Origin of the sequence: Pseudoalteromonas sp. HF66, from assembly GCF_011806445.1 — a bacterium.
Classification (GTDB): domain Bacteria; phylum Pseudomonadota; class Gammaproteobacteria; order Enterobacterales; family Alteromonadaceae; genus Pseudoalteromonas; species Pseudoalteromonas apostichopi.
Genome location: NZ_JAATOU010000004.1, coordinates 167,723 through 182,972, shown reverse-complemented (window position 1 = coordinate 182,972; position 15,250 = coordinate 167,723). Strand labels below are relative to the sequence as shown.

14 protein-coding genes are annotated in these 15,250 nt (G+C 40.0%); 6 read left to right on the top strand and 8 right to left on the bottom strand.

What is annotated here, in order from left to right; translation table 11 throughout:
• Positions 1 to 67: 67 nt before the first annotated feature.
• The gene (locus HCZ11_RS06445) at positions 68 to 397 is read left to right on the top strand and encodes a stress response translation initiation inhibitor YciH (RefSeq protein ID WP_130052034.1); all 330 of its coding nucleotides are present in this window, start codon (positions 68 to 70) and stop codon (positions 395 to 397) included.
• A 28-nt stretch (positions 398 to 425) separates the two neighbouring features.
• Here HCZ11_RS06445 and HCZ11_RS06440 read toward each other — a convergent pair whose 3' ends face one another.
• On the bottom strand, positions 426 to 3,425 hold the full coding sequence (locus HCZ11_RS06440; RefSeq protein ID WP_167657951.1) for an EAL domain-containing protein: 3,000 nt from the start codon (positions 3,423 to 3,425) through the stop codon (positions 426 to 428).
• Positions 3,426 to 3,759: 334 nt separating this feature from the next.
• Between HCZ11_RS06440 and HCZ11_RS06435 the strand changes: the two genes are divergently transcribed.
• From HCZ11_RS06435 to HCZ11_RS06425, 3 genes are all read left to right on the top strand, one after another.
• On the top strand, positions 3,760 to 4,911 hold the full coding sequence (locus tag HCZ11_RS06435) for a chorismate mutase (RefSeq protein WP_130052036.1): 1,152 nt from the start codon (positions 3,760 to 3,762) through the stop codon (positions 4,909 to 4,911).
• A gap of 127 nt (positions 4,912 to 5,038) precedes the next feature.
• Positions 5,039 to 5,557 carry a disulfide bond formation protein DsbB gene (dsbB, locus tag HCZ11_RS06430; RefSeq protein WP_130052037.1) on the top strand — a complete coding sequence of 173 codons (519 nt, stop codon included), beginning with the start codon at positions 5,039 to 5,041 and terminating at the stop codon, positions 5,555 to 5,557.
• Positions 5,557 to 5,859 (top strand): DUF6170 family protein, encoded by a 303-nt coding sequence (locus tag HCZ11_RS06425; RefSeq protein WP_130052038.1) that lies wholly within the window; start codon positions 5,557 to 5,559, stop codon positions 5,857 to 5,859. Before dsbB ends, HCZ11_RS06425 begins: the two co-directional genes overlap by 1 nt.
• 329 nt (positions 5,860 to 6,188) lie before the next feature.
• Here the strand turns inward: HCZ11_RS06425 and HCZ11_RS06420 are convergent, their stop codons facing one another.
• Positions 6,189 to 6,482, bottom strand: a complete 294-nt coding sequence (locus tag HCZ11_RS06420) for a helix-hairpin-helix domain-containing protein (protein ID WP_130052039.1) — start codon at positions 6,480 to 6,482, stop codon at positions 6,189 to 6,191.
• 246 nt (positions 6,483 to 6,728) lie between these two features.
• Between HCZ11_RS06420 and HCZ11_RS06415 the strand changes: the two genes are divergently transcribed.
• The gene (locus HCZ11_RS06415; RefSeq protein ID WP_130052040.1) at positions 6,729 to 7,031 is read left to right on the top strand and encodes a YebG family protein; all 303 of its coding nucleotides are present in this window, start codon (positions 6,729 to 6,731) and stop codon (positions 7,029 to 7,031) included.
• A 61-nt stretch (positions 7,032 to 7,092) separates the two neighbouring features.
• Here the strand turns inward: HCZ11_RS06415 and putP are convergent, their stop codons facing one another.
• A complete protein-coding gene (gene putP / locus HCZ11_RS06410; protein ID WP_130052041.1) occupies positions 7,093 to 8,604 on the bottom strand; it encodes a sodium/proline symporter PutP in 1,512 nt (503 codons plus the stop codon).
• 370 nt (positions 8,605 to 8,974) lie between these two features.
• Between putP and HCZ11_RS06405 the strand changes: the two genes are divergently transcribed.
• Entirely contained in the window at positions 8,975 to 10,198 is a 1,224-nt protein-coding gene (locus HCZ11_RS06405; RefSeq protein WP_130052042.1) for an EAL and HDOD domain-containing protein, read from the top strand.
• Positions 10,199 to 10,263: 65 nt separating this feature from the next.
• On the opposite strand, the gene HCZ11_RS06400 is transcribed toward HCZ11_RS06405, so the two are convergent.
• From HCZ11_RS06400 to HCZ11_RS06380, 5 genes are read right to left on the bottom strand one after another with little or no spacing between them, the layout of a single operon-like run.
• Entirely contained in the window at positions 10,264 to 10,995 is a 732-nt protein-coding gene (locus HCZ11_RS06400; RefSeq protein ID WP_130052043.1) for a VacJ family lipoprotein, read from the bottom strand.
• Between the two features lie 9 nt (positions 10,996 to 11,004).
• Entirely contained in the window at positions 11,005 to 12,267 is a 1,263-nt protein-coding gene (gene ccmI / locus HCZ11_RS06395; RefSeq protein ID WP_167657950.1) for a c-type cytochrome biogenesis protein CcmI, read from the bottom strand.
• Positions 12,268 to 12,729: a cytochrome c-type biogenesis protein gene (locus HCZ11_RS06390; RefSeq protein ID WP_130052045.1), complete on the bottom strand. Its 462-nt coding sequence runs from the start codon at positions 12,727 to 12,729 to the stop codon at positions 12,268 to 12,270.
• On the bottom strand, positions 12,729 to 13,298 hold the full coding sequence (locus HCZ11_RS06385; protein WP_130052046.1) for a DsbE family thiol:disulfide interchange protein: 570 nt from the start codon (positions 13,296 to 13,298) through the stop codon (positions 12,729 to 12,731). The genes HCZ11_RS06390 and HCZ11_RS06385 overlap by 1 nt, the downstream gene beginning before the upstream one ends.
• Entirely contained in the window at positions 13,295 to 15,250 is a 1,956-nt protein-coding gene (locus HCZ11_RS06380) for a heme lyase CcmF/NrfE family subunit (RefSeq protein WP_167657949.1), read from the bottom strand. The genes HCZ11_RS06385 and HCZ11_RS06380 overlap by 4 nt, the downstream gene beginning before the upstream one ends.

Genomic DNA, 15,250 nt, shown 5'->3' with positions numbered 1-15,250 from the left:
CCAAAAATTAAAACACTTAGGATGAAATTTGTTATCATTTAGCCAAGCTTCTACAACGAGATCCACTATGAGCGATAATAATCTAGTTTATTCAACTGCTACGGGTCGCATTGAGCAACCTAAAGAAAGCAAACCAACCCAAGGTAAAATTTTTAAAGACGGCTTTTTGCGTATTGAACGTCAAACCAAAGGCCGCAAAGGTAAGGGTGTCATGTTAGTTGTTGGGATCGACAGCGAACAGCACGACTTAAAAAAATTAGCTAAGACCATTAAAAGTAAAATGGGCCAAGGCGGTGCAGTAAAAGACGGTATCATCGAAGTTCAAGGTGATGACAGAGATAAACTAAAAGCGATTCTCGAAGGACTAAAATTTAAAGTTAAAATTGCAGGGGGCTAATCGCCCCCTTATTTTTGAGTTCTGTATTTTATGAATTCAACGAGTTGAGCTGTTCATAAAGTGCAGGCAACTCATCTTCAGGGATAGGCTTACTATAGTAGTATCCTTGCACAATATAACAGTTGTTATTTTGTAAAAACTCAATTTGTTCAATGGTCTCAACCCCTTCGGCAACAACATTAAGTTTCAACTTTTGCGCCATAGCAATAATCGCAGCGGTAATTTCCATATCATTAGTATCCTCAGGGATATCTTTCACAAACGAGCGGTCAACTTTCAAGATATCCACAGGGAAACGTTTTAGGTAACTTAATGAAGAGTAGCCAGTACCAAAGTCGTCGATTGAAATTGATACCCCCAAGGCTTTTAATTGATGCAGTTGTAAAATAGCGGCTTCAACATGCCCCATCAGCATACTTTCTGTTAGCTCAAGGTGTAAGCGTTTAGGCTCAACCCCTGTTTGCTTGATTATCGTATCAAGAGTCGTCACTAGGTTGGCATCTTTAAACTGGCGAGCCGATAGATTGATTGAAATATTATTCTTCAAATCTTGGCTTGCTAAACGAGCCGCAAATTCACAGGCTTCTCGTAATATCCATGCACCTAACTCAACAATTAAACCGGTTGCTTCAGCAATTGGAATAAATTTCGTCGGTGGGATCATTCCTTCTTCAGGGTGGAACCAACGAATAAGCGCTTCGTACCCAACTACCTGATTATTGCGACAATCCACTTGTGGCTGATAATAAACTCTAAACTGCCCTTCACGGATACCAGTACGTAACTCATTTTCAATAAATAAGCGCTCGTTCGCAGCTGCATTTAATTCTTGGCTATAGAAGTGGAAGGTATTGCGCCCTTTGGCTTTTGCTTCATACATCGCAAGGTCAGCATGTTTAAGTAATTGATCTTCTTCTTGACTATCAAATGGCGCCATAGTGATACCAATACTGGCACTAATGATCACTTCATTATTACCTAATTTGATAGGCTCATTGAGAGTGCGTTGAATCGTATTTGCGACTTCCATGGCGTGTGTTTGATGCTCAATACCACTTAATAATACCGCGAATTCATCGCCGCCTAAACGCGCAATCGTATCTTCTGTACGCAGACGCTTTTTCAGTCGATTAGCAACTTCTACTAGCAACTGATCACCCGCATCATGACCTAGCGTATCGTTGATACGTTTAAATTCGTCTAAGTCAAAATAGAATAAGGCAAATGCATAATGACCACGCTCAGCAAGTGCCATTGACTTGCGCAGCTGCATTCTGAAGAAAGTGCGGTTAGCAAGTCCAGTTAAAGTATCAAAGTAAGCCAGTTGTTCCATTTTACGTTGGCTTTCTTTCACAAACGAAATATCTTGCGCAGATGCCACATAACTGGTGATCTCACCACCATCTTCACGAATTGGTGAAATACTTAGCGAAACCCAAACAGATTGGCGTTCATTAGCTTGTAATAAGGTATCCCCTCGCCAGTAATTACGGCTACGTAAGTCAATATCAATATCATCAACTAAAATAGCCATTTCTTGAGAGATGATATTTAACAGCGGCGAACCAATGAAATGACGCTCTTCGAAACCGGTCATTTCAACCATTTTCGGATTCACGTATTTGATCTCAAAATCTTGGTTCGTGATCACTACACCGGTGCCCGAGAAAGCCACAGCTTTAGATAAGCGGTTAGCTGCCTTTTCAGCTATTTCTTTTTCGCTAATGCGCTGGTTGAGACCATCAATTAATTTACGAATTTCAATAGCCATGTCTCTGAACGAGCCATTTAAGGTACCAATTTCATCTTTATTGGCTTTTGGAAACTCTGTTTGTAATTGCCCTTTGCCAAAACTCACCACCGCGTTAACTAATGAGTGAATACGACGCAGTACTAATTGGTAAAGTGCTTGATGCAATAACAAGGCAACTAAAATAGCGTACAAGATAAACAAGCCAAAGAATTTTACTTTTAGCTCTTCTAGTGCTGAAAGTGCCGACGAACGCTTTTTATAAATACCAATATACCAATTTAGGTTCTCAACTTTACGAATATTGATAATGTGAGTTTCGCCATCTTGGACAAATGAATTTGCAGATTCAGGTAATTTTAAGCGAATCGTTTCAGACACTAGCTTTTGCAGATCGGGATTAACAAAATCTTCTGTCAGTAATTTTTTACCTTCTCGTCCATATTGCTCTAAAGTTGTCCTATCTAAATCAGGGTGAGCTAATAACTGACCTTTTGCATCGAAAACAAATAGATGTTGCTCACGATCACCAATAGGCAGTTGTGCCAATAAAGTTTCAAGAGCAATATCGCTACCTGTTACACCAAAAAATTCGTTATCAAGGTAGATTGGCACAAGTACACTAACGACCCATTTATGCCAAATAGTGTCGTAATACACTTTTGACCATACCGCTTCTCGGCTTGGATTAGTTGCAGCTTGGGCATAATTGAAGGCTTCGTCTTTGGTGAAGTCAAAGTCGCCAGGTACATTTAGCGCCCAGTTTGGTGGCGCTATACGAATAAAGTTGTCTTTCGTAACTAAGTAAAAATTAAAGAAATCTTGAATTAAAGTAGGTGAAACGATTTTCCACAGTGATTCAGAATCGTTTATAAGCTGCTTATAAAATTCAGAATATTTATCTTGAGGGATAAACGCTGCAGATAAACCATTTTCTGAAGTACTGCGGATACTGCCATCAACGGAAAATTTAATATCAGCGCTTCGTTTGCTTTGTAAGTGAGACTCATTGTGAAGCAGTTGGCTGCTTACAACATTATTAGCCTGCTCAGCGATATTTATTTTAGTTTTAATCAGGCGGTTAAATTGACGACTCAAGCGTTCACTCGAGTGTTTTAAAAGTTCATGCTCTTCAAAAACAAGCTGTTTTTCTTCAGATTTAAGCATCAAAGCCGCAGCACATATACCTGCAATCAAACAAATCGCAGAGATCAGCAGCGACAATTTCATACTTAATGAATTCACACCAAAACGTGATGGCGGTCGTCGATACACCACAGGACTACCTTATTAATAATTGTTATTATTTATTGTGCAAAAACAAATATACCAGATTCATTTTTATATTTATAAATTTTTTATGAAGATTAATGAATTTTCTGAATAAACACATATGATTTCAAAATTAGCCTCGATAGGCGGTTGACTTTACATACAAGTGTTTTTACATTAACTCAATGAAACAAATTATCTCTCGCACTTACTTTTCGTTTTTTAGCTTCTTTAAATAGAGGAGGCTTAACTGTTTGCGAGATAAATTCACCGAATAGCTAAAGCCTCCCACTTGGGAGGCTTTTTTGTTTGCGCACTGTTTTGGAATGAGGAAACCAACATGAGCATTGATACATTAAATGCGTTACGACACGATATTAATGAAATAGATTCCGACTTACTTGTCTTACTGGCAAAAAGACGTCGTATCAGCCACAGCGTGGTTGAGTACAAGATAGCCAATAACAAACCAATTCGCGATGAGGCTCGCGAACAAGCATTACTCGAAAAGCTCATTAGTTATGGAAAATCATTAGGCCTTGATGCGTACTACATTAATAACGTGTTCCAAACCATTCTTGAAGATTCTGTTCTAAACCAACAAGCGATGTTGCAAAAAAACCTTAACCCAGAAGCCATGAGCGAAAGTCATCGTGTTGCTTATTTGGGTGGTCAAGGTTCATACAGTCAATTAGCCTGTCATAAATATTTCAGCCGCCGCCCGGGTAAAGTAATTGAAATGGGTTGTTCTAGCTTTGACCAAATCACCGGTAAAGTAGAAAGTGGCCAAGCTGATTTTGGTTTATTACCCATTGAAAACACCAGTTCTGGTAGTATCAATGAAGTATTCGATTTATTACAGCACGCTCAAGTATCAATTGTTGGTGAAGTGACGCACAGCGTTGAACACTGTTTATTAGCGATGCCTGGTACTGAGTTATCTCATATCAATAAAATATTTGCTCACCCACAGCCTTTTGCTCAATGTAGCCGTTTCATTCAGGGCTTAGGTGACATTCAACATGAAACCTGTGATTCAACTTTCCATGCATTGCAATCAGCAGTTGAAACCGCAAACAGTGCCGCTATCGGCTCTGCACAAGCAGGGAAAAACGTCGGTTTAGAAGTGGTTAAATCAGGCTTGGCCAATCAAAGTGAAAACCATAGCCGCTTCATTGTAGTAGCCCGTAAACCTCTTCAAGTGTCGAAACAAATCCCAACCAAAACGAGTTTAATTATGGCCACCAAGCAACAAGCGGGTTCGTTAGCTGACGCCTTAATGATTTTTAAACATCACAAAATTAACCTTGTAAAACTAGAGTCACGTCCAGTACCTGGAAACCCTTGGGAAGAAGTGTTTTATGTAGATCTCGAAGCAAACCTTGATGACTTACATGTTAAACAGGCACTAGAAGAGCTAAAAGAACATACTCAGTACACCCGTGTACTTGGTTGTTATCAAAGTGAGTCTTTGCAAGCTGTAAGTGTTTAACTGACGATCATTACTGATTAATGAAAGGAGCCGCTTGGCTCCTTTTTCGTATAATTTCATCTTAGATACTTGCACCCACAGCCCCGTCTAAGCATAATCTTGAAAACAATTTCAAATTGGATCATTCATGAATTGGTTAGCAGAATTAGCAACTAAAAGAACACCTTGGTTATTATTAGCATTTATTTCACTAGCGTTTGAAGTCACTGCGTTGTTTTTTCAATACAGCATGGGACTTGAACCATGTATTATGTGCATTTATCAACGTACCGCTGTTTTAGGCTTACTTGCAGCAGGTGTGATTGGAGCGATTAACCCACAAAATATGGTTGTTCGCCTTGTTGCATTTGCTACTTGGGGTATCTCTGCAATCTGGGGTTACTTTATTGCTAAAGAACACATTGCAATGCAAAACAATACCGACCCTTTTGCATTTAGCTGCGCATTTGAGCCTAATTTCCCAAGCTTTATGCCACTGCATGAATGGATCCCTAGCTTTTTTGCAGCCACTGGCGATTGCGGCAATATTGATTGGCAATTTGCATCAATGAGTATGCCTGCATGGATGGAGATTATTTTCGCTGCGTTTTCAATAGTCTTTGTAGCCGTTTTATTTAGCCGTTTAGTAACTAAAAAGTCGTTATAATGATTTATTTTTTTACTAGTCAAATCCCTGCTTTAAAAACTTTTAAAGTAAGGCAGCGCCAGCAAATAATTGCACTTGCTCTGGCTCATTTAAGCCCAAGTAAAAAGATTATTTTATCGGTGTGTAAGCTTGCCTTTCTTGCGCCATTATTTTTAGGTTTAGCCTACTTTGAAGGCTGGATGCTGTTACCTTGGTTATTATTAGCAGGCTTAAGTTACCCACTTATCACAACACCTATCGAAAATTTGTTCGCACTAGCGCATTTAGACAAAGCTATCAATGAATTTAAACAGGGCGAATAACGCCCTGTTTAGGGCGTGTTGACCTTTGTGGATTAAAGTTTGTTCACTCTAGGGGCAATTTAATCGCGGCGCGAGATTTGTAACCTAGTGGACTAAGTAAAAATCGAGCAAAGCTACCGCGTTCTGCCCACGCCCTTTAGCTTCATCTATTTAAGTAATAAAAAGATAATCGCCCCTAGGAAGAACCCAAAAGGTAGCGCGTGTTTGGTATGGATGCTGCGTTATCGCCTATTTATGTTGAACAACCACACGACATAGGCTCTGCCTTGCTTAAATACCAAACATACTGCTGCAAAATTAATCACAATAGGTCAACACGCCCTAGTCTTTTAAAGCGTAATTTTCCCCTCAAGTTTAGCAAATACCTTATCGCCTATTCCTTTTACTTCTTTTAATTGCTCTACCGACTTAAACGGACCTTGCTTATTGCGATGCTCAACAATCGCTTTAGCTTTAGACTCACCAATACCCGGTAATTGAGTAAGTTGATCGATGCTAGCTTTGTTAATACTGAGCTTTTGCATTTTAACTTGTGTTGCTTCGGTTGGTTTTACGGCGAATGCCGGTGTTGTAGGCAGTAACGCAATACTCGTGGCAAGTAAAAGACTTGATAGTAATTTCATAATTTCCTCCGTGATGTCCCTCTTGGACAGGTAGTTAGCTATTACCCAACACTCACTCCATCGCTTGTGTTTAACTTTGGGTAACAATATAAATAAAGCTAATGCCCCTATTATTGTCAAATTTGTTCCATAAAAAATTTCTTTAGATACTTGCAAAGTAAGGCCCGAAGCATTACTGTATATAAAAACAGTAATCAAAGTGGCGATTTTACGCTGCAAATGCCACGCTTAAATGCAGGAGAAATCATGGCTGTTGTTGTTAAATATGTTGTAGAAAGAAACGGAGTCGAGCGCATGACGTTTACTACTAAGAAAGAAGCTGATGCGTATGACAAAATGCTCGACATTGCTGAGTCATTAGAATTAATGCTTGAAAAAGTTGATGTACCATTAAGCGAGCAACAAATTGAATCACTAGCGCTTGAAATGGCAAAAGAAAAAGACCAATTTATGGCTGTACTTAAAGGTGCAAAAGAGGTTCCTGCGAAGCCTAAAAAAGCAAAATCAGACGATAACGTTGCAGATATAAAAGAAAAAGCTGCAAGCTAAGCATTGGTTATAAAATTAAAAAAGGGCAACAAATGTTGCCCTTTTTTGTGCTTACTCAAAACTAAAGTGATGACTCAACTTCATCAAATAAATCTGTAATTTCTTTTTTCGGCTCAGTCGTCATTAGGCTCACAACAATAATGGCAATCGTTGATAAAATAAAGCCAGGGACAATCTCATAAATAATTGCACTTAGCGATTGGCCATCGATCTTAATTGGCGCGTAAATCCAAAACAGTACTGTTGCAGCACCGACAACCATACCACTGATAGCGCCTTGTAAGTTCATGCGCTTCCAGTAAAGGCTAAGTAGTACTAATGGACCAAATGCAGCACCGAAACCAGCCCATGCATTACTTACTAAATCCAAAATAGAGCTATCGCGGTCATACGCTAGGTAAATAGCAAACAGAGCAACCAAGATAACACTAATACGACCGACTAATACTAGCTCTTTTTGAGAAGCACTTCGGTTTAAATAAATCTTATAGAAGTCTTCTGTTAGAGAGCTTGAACACACTAGTAATTGCGATGAGATGGTACTCATAATCGCAGCTAAAATAGCAGCCAATAAGAAACCAGCAATTAGAGGATGGAAGATAAGCTCAGACAATACCAAGAAAATAGTTTCTTTATCATCAATTGGCATTTGGTTTTCAAGCATATAAGCAGCACCAAATAAACCTGTTAACACAGCACCAATTGCTGAAAGTGTCATCCACGACATCCCCACACGTCGCATAGTTGGCATATCTTTAACTGAACGCACAGACATAAAACGAACAATAATATGCGGCTGTCCAAAATAACCAAGACCCCATGCCATTGCAGAGATAATAGCAATCGTTGAACCACCAGCAAACCAGTCCATCATATTAAGTGCATGAATTTCAGTTTCTTTTGGTGAGCTTAACAATAAATCATAGCGTGCATTGGCGAGTGTATCCATGAATGGTTGATCAAGCATAGTATATGTCGCAATTGGTACTGCAAGCAGCGAGATAAACATGATACAGCCTTGAACAAAGTCTGTAAGGCTTACTGCTAAGAAGCCACCAAACAAGGTATATAACACTACAACGCCAGTTGTGATATACAGACCCATTTCATAGCTCATATTAAATGAGTTTTCGAATAACTTACCACCCGCGACAACACCTGATGAAGTATACAAGGTGAAGAAAACAATGATTACTATCGCAGAAATAACACGCAGTATATTTTTATTATCATCAAAGCGGTTTGCGAAATAATCTGGAATGGTGATTGAGTCATTCGCTTTCTCAGTATAAACACGTAAACGAGGCGCTACCAAGAAATAGTTAGCCCAAGCACCGAGTACTAGACCTATAGCAATCCAAACTTTGCTTAAGCCGAACAGATACATTGCACCTGGTAAGCCCATTAGCAGCCAACCACTCATATCTGATGCACCTGCTGAAAGCGCAGCAACACTTGGTGATAAATTACGACCACCTAGCATATAACCTGATACATCGTCTGTGGATTGCTTATAAGCGTATAGCCCAATCCCCAACATTACGATGAAGTACAATGCTAACGAAATTATCATTCCTGTTTCCAAATTAGCCTCCAATTATTATTTAATGTTGGCTTTTAATCCGAATAATGACTCGCAAGTTACTTAATTTTAAGACATTATTGGGGTAAAAACCGATATCACTCATGACTATAACATGCTTCTACCCTACAACTCCAATCAAGCCGTTCAGTGGCAGGGTTTACAATTACAACCTTTTCATAACAAAAATGTGATATTTAATCGCTAGTTATAGAATTTCATTACAATTTATCCTAGTCTTAGGATCACAGAAAATCAGTATTTATCCTCAAAAATGAATATTTAATTAATGCTATTTTAGGCACGATGACTTATATTGCTCATGGATAAATGAATTAACCGAAGTGGACTTGCTAGGACTATGTATTTTTACGCTGCACGCCAACCTATTTTAGATAAGGAAAAGAAACTTGTCGGCTACGAACTCTTGTTTAGGGATGGCGTAGATAACGTTTTTCCTGATATTGACGGTGATGAAGCGACATCTCGACTCATTGAAGGTAGTCAGTTCAATTTTGGTTTAGAAGATTTAACGGATAACAAACCAGCCTACATTAATTTCACCTTAGAGACACTCCAAAAAGGCTACCCACTTTTACTGGGTAAAGAGCAAGTAGTTGTCGAAATTCTTGAAACGATTCAACCGGGTAAACGTTTACTAGCAATGGTTCAAGATTTAAAAGAGCGCGGATATACGCTTGCCCTTGATGATTACATACACCAACCTGTTTGGCGCCATTTTTATCCGTATATCGATATTATCAAAATTGACTTTTTAACCTGTGATAAAGAGTCTATTGAATCCGTCGTTGAGGCAATCAAACCTCACCCGCACATCAAGTTACTCGCCGAGAAAGTTGAAACATACGAAAAATACCAACTTGCTTTGGACATGGGGTTTAGCTATTTTCAAGGCTTTTTCTTTTCAAAGCCTGAAATGGTGCAAAGTAAAACTTTACCACCTTCTGAGATGGCTCTTGCCGAGCTTTTATACGAAACCTCAAGTATTGATTTAAATCTCAGAAAAATCACCGAGGTATTTGAACGAGACGTTAACTTATCTTACAAGTTGTTACGCTATTCAAACTCAGCAGCTTTCAAACGCAGAGCTGAAATTAGCACGATAAAACAAGCGCTGATTGTTTTAGGCAGTGAAGAAATCAAACGTTTCTTATCACTTTTATTTGCTGCACAAGTTGCGGCAGATAAACCTGCAGAGCTGATACGTTTATCACTAACCCGCGCCCGTTTTGCTGAGTTATTAGCAATAAGCCATGGCAAGTTACGTGATACGGGTATGGCATTTTTAACCGGTATGATGTCGTTAATGGACGCTATCCTCGATGAAGATATGCCAAGCGTAATGGGTAAACTTCCTCTTACAAATGAAATCAAAGGTGCTTTGCTTCATGGTGAAGGATTACTAGCGACTTATTTACGCTTAGTAAAATTTTATGAACAAGCTGAGTGGGATAAAGCAAAGGATATTCAAGAAGAACTCGGTCTTAAACCCGAAGAAGTACCTGATGCTTACCACGATGCATTAAGCTGGTCTAATGAACAAATGGGTGTATTTGGAGATTAACTTCCCCCATATAAACATAAAAATGCCAGCAATTGCTGGCATTTTTATTGGTTTGATTTTTTAGGTTAGAGATTTTCTAGGAAATCTTCATCAAAATCATCGGGTTCTTTTTCTACTGGTGGATTACCATCATGTAGCTCATATAATTGACGCTGGAAGTAGATATCCTTCATAAAAATGTAAGGGTCTAACGACTCATTTAATAAGCTCTCTTGCGGCATCAACGAGGCACGTGCTTCAACGGCTTTTAGCGCAAATACCAGAATAGTTTGTGGTGTGGTTAGTGTAATTTCAGGTAGAACGAAGTTATCTACCACATCACCAGTTAGATTTCGTGCTGTACTTGGCCCCATACCTGGGATCATTAAATAAGCACCATCACCGACTCCCCATACACCTAGGGTTTGACCAAAATCTTCATCGACAATTTCTAAACCAAGCGATGAGGCTACATCAAATAAGCCAAGTAGACCTACCGTAGAGTTCACTAGAAAGCGCGCTAAACTAATACCCATATTACCTGGTTTACCCTGCAGACCAGCATTGACCATATCTGTCGGCGCTGTAATGTTATCAGTAAAATTAACAATACTGCGTCTAACAGGGGTTGGTGTCACTGTGACATAACCAACGGCTGCTGGACGAAGAATATAGGCATCAAGCACGTCCATATTAAAATCATACATAGGACGGTTAAACGACTGTAATGGGTCTCGCTCATCCACTTTTTCTTCAGGTATCTGTGCGCATCCTGCAAGTACTAAAAAAAAGATAAAAAATATACTGTGCCTAAACATCGGCTATCCTTACGGTATTAACTCATTAATTAGCAGTGAATATTCTTTAACGTTTGCACGCTCTAAGACATCCGACTTGCCTTCCAACTCGCCGCTTGAAGTTACCACAGTTGCATCTTTTGATAAACGCGCAGTTAAAATAATTTTATCGACACTAGATAGATTCAGACCTTCAACCATCGCATTCGTATCACTTAAAATCACTGTTAACGGAAAACTATACTCTGTCATTTTAACTACAGCCAATGGCATTTGCGGGCCACTTGCCGCTTTAGCAAAAATAAACAATGTACCGTTTTGCGGCTGTGAATCGGCAAGTGCAGGGTCTAAATCAACTGTGATGCTAATTTCACTGCTTGTAGCCTCTGCTAATTCAGTCTTTTTGACTTGCTGATCATTACTTAAATGGGCATCGATTTCGGCAATACGCTCTGCAATCATGCTATAACGTGGGTCGCTTTGCTGCATACTTGCAAGCAATACTTCAAATGCTGTTTTAGCTTGAAGCCAATCTTTACGCTCATAAGCAATCAATGCTAATAATGAGATTGCATCAATATTAGTTGGCTCTGCTTTTAGCACTCTTGATAACATAGTCGCTGCTCGAGACATATTCGCATCACTGCCTTCCATTAGCAAAACTTGCGAGTAGCTGATCAGCACTTGTTTGTTATCAGGATTCATTTTAAGCACTTTATCAAATGACTGCATTGCCATATCAAATTCATTTAATGACATAGCAACACGACCTAGTAGCATCCACGCCACTTCATCGTCACCACTTTGATCAAGCTTAGTACGCAGTGCTAAAGCGAAAGCTTGTAGCTCATTCGGTGTTAAAGGCTCACCTTCTTGCATAACGGCACGCTCACCGTATGACTTAAGATTAGCCATCGCGTAATGCCAGCCTTTAATTTGCTGCTGACTACCGGTATAACCATAAAAGATAGCTGTTAAAACAATCAAAAAGCCTGCGCCAGTAAGGGCAAAAATACGGTTATTACCTTTACTGTTCAACGCTTTTTCAGGCGACAACTCATTGAGTAAACGACGTTTTTGTTCGATAACTGACTCATCGTGCATTTGTGCATCAATACGTTGGTTATCGAGTTCAGTTTTAAGTTCATCTAAACGTTGATGATAAATTCGGATTAACTCCGAGTTTGCATTGTGATCAAGACGTTGAATACGCTCACGTTTAAAAAACGGTACGACAACAAATAGCAATGCAATCAGTGTGAGTAAAACAAAAGAAGCCCACATTAATGCCATCTAGCTTTGCTCCTGACGTTGATTTTGTTCAATTAATTTTGCAAGTAATGCTTCGTCTTGCTCTGTCCATGTTTGTTTCACTGATGCCTTGCGTTGGCGTAAAACAATAAAGCCAAAGCCAAGAACCACAATCAATACAGGCAATACCCACAATACCAAGGTTGCTGGTGTGACTGGTGGATCGTAGTGTACGAAGTAACCATAACGGTCAATCATGTAATCAATGACTTCATCTTTGCTTTTGCCATCTTTTACCAGCGCTAACACCTTATCGCGTAAGTCTTTGGCTACAACCGCGTCTGAGTCAGCTATATTTTGGTTTTGACATTTTGGACAGCGCAGCTCTTTGGTTAGCTCACTAAAGCGAACGGCTTGTTCTTTATCATCAAATTGATACTTGTCTTGCTCTGCAAATGCTGTAAACGTGATAAACAAACTTACTAAAAAGATCACGAGTCTCATTACTGTAACTCCTGCATTAACGGTGCGAATTTAGCACGCCATACACGCGGATTAATATCACCTGTATGGTGCAGCAAAATAGTGCCTTGCTTATCGACTAAGAAGGTTTCTGGCGCACCAGAAACCCCTAAATCAAGAGCTAAAGTGCGCTTTAAATCTAAGATATTAAATTGATACGGGTCGCCGGCACGATTAAGCATGCTAGTTACGTCTTCACGTAGTGCGTTAATATCAAACTGACCATCGAAATCAGGGTCATAGCCTTGTTCATAGTATAAACCAACGATCTTAACGCCCTGCTCTCTAAGCTCAGTCAAGTAACCTAACTCAGCTAAACAAGTCGGACACCAAGTACCCCATACATTAAGTAGGTAAACTTCACCTTTTAAATCGGCGTCAGTCCAACGCTTTGACTCATCCATCAAATCTGGCAAGTTAAAAGTAGGCATAGCCTGCCCAATACGCCCTGTTTGTAACTCACGAGGATTAGCAAACAAACCTTGATATAAAAACACACACAGTAAAACGAACACCAATAAAGGTGCTAGTGCGATGAGTTTGCGATTCATACTAAAGCCTCCTGCTTAGTCGACTTCTGGCGATAGCGTTTATCACCAAGCACTAAAAAGCCTGCCAGTGAAATCAAGATACCACCGAGCCACATCCAACGAACATAAGGTTTATGATAAATACGTAACGACCAAGCACCTTGGCTTAATTGCTCACCCAGTGCTAGGTATAAGTCTCGTGTAAAACCGGCATCAACAGCCGCTTCTGTCATAAATTGCATACCAATGTCATAACGACGCTTTTCAGCATGTAAAACGGTCACTTTTTTATCGTTTTTCAGTACAGTGACGACACCTGCATGACCACTATAGTTTGCGCCACGAATTGTTTTAACACCGTCAAATCGGTACTGGTATTCATTTAAAGCCACGGTTTCGCCAGGCTTCATTGATACATCACGCTCAACTGAGTAAGCAGAAGTTAACGTTACACCTGCAATCACGAATGCTAAACCAATGTGACCTAAAACCATCGCCCAGTAACTTAGCCCTAGTCGTTTAAAGCCTTCGCCTAGAGAGCTATGAATAGTCACTTTTGCAGCTAAATCAACAAGAGTGGTAACAAAAATCCATACCGCCAATGCTGTTGCAATAAAAGTAATTGGCGCAATCACGTCGTAGCTTGAATACAACCATGCCGCCGTTGCAACTAAACTTATTGCTGCCGACAGAACAAGTTTATTCTGCAGCATTGACCATTTGTTTTGTTTCCAACGTAACAGTGGACCCATACCCATTAAAATGGCAAATGGCACTAGTAGAATAGCAAACATCTTGTTGAAGAAAGGCTCACCAATCGAAATACTGCCTAAGCCAAGCTCTTTGTGGATCATTGGCAGTAAAGTACCTAGAAGTACAATCAGCGTTGCCACAACTAAAAATATATTGTTTAACCAAAGGGCAACTTCACGTGAGGCAAACTTATAACGGCCCTCACTTTTCACCTGTGAAACACGCAGTGCATACAGCGATAAACCGCCACCCACAACAATCGCTAAGAAAGCTAAAATGAACATACCGCGATTAGGATCTGACGCAAAGGCATGCACAGATACAATAATGCCCGATCGAACAATAAAAGTACCCAGTAAGCTTAGAGAGAATGCCGCAATAGCCAGTAACACTGTCCATGACTTAAATACACCACGTTTTTCTGTGGTTGAGAGTGAGTGTAATAGCGCTGTTGCCACAAGCCATGGCATTAAAGAAGCGTTTTCAACGGGATCCCAGAACCACCAGCCGCCCCAGCCTAGTTCTGAGTATGCCCACCAACTACCGATGGTAATACCTAAAGTTAAAAATCCCCATGCAGCCATAGTCCAAGGACGAGACCACTTGGCCCAAGTGTTATCGAGTTTACCAGTAAGTAGCGCAGCGATTGCGAATGAGAAAGACACTGATAGACCTACGTAGCCCATATAAAGCAATGGCGGGTGAATAATCATACCTGGGTCTTGCAGTAATGGATTTAAATCGCGACCTTCAACTGGGAAATACGGCAATAGACGTTCAAATGGGCTCGACATTAACAAGGTATACAGCATAAAGCCGACACCTAAAAAGCCTAACACACCAAGCACTCGGGCACGTAAAACCCAAGGCAATGATTGCGAGCGCATAGCAACAACGGCTGTCCAACCTGCTTGCATCACTAACCAAAGTAAAATTGCTCCTTCATGACCACCCCATGTCGAAGTGATTTTGTAGTACCAAGGTAAGGTGCTACTTGAGTGATAAGCAACGTACGATACGGTAAAGTCGTCGGTTAAACTGGCATAAATAAGTGCTGCAAATGATAAAAGTACAAATACGAACTGCCCAATTGCTAATGATGGAGCTGCGCGCATTAAACGTAAATTGCCGGTATGCGCCCCCCACAAAGGAAAAATACACAGTAAAACACTGAGCACCATAGCCAGTGTTAAAGAAAAATAACCGAGTTCTGGGATCAT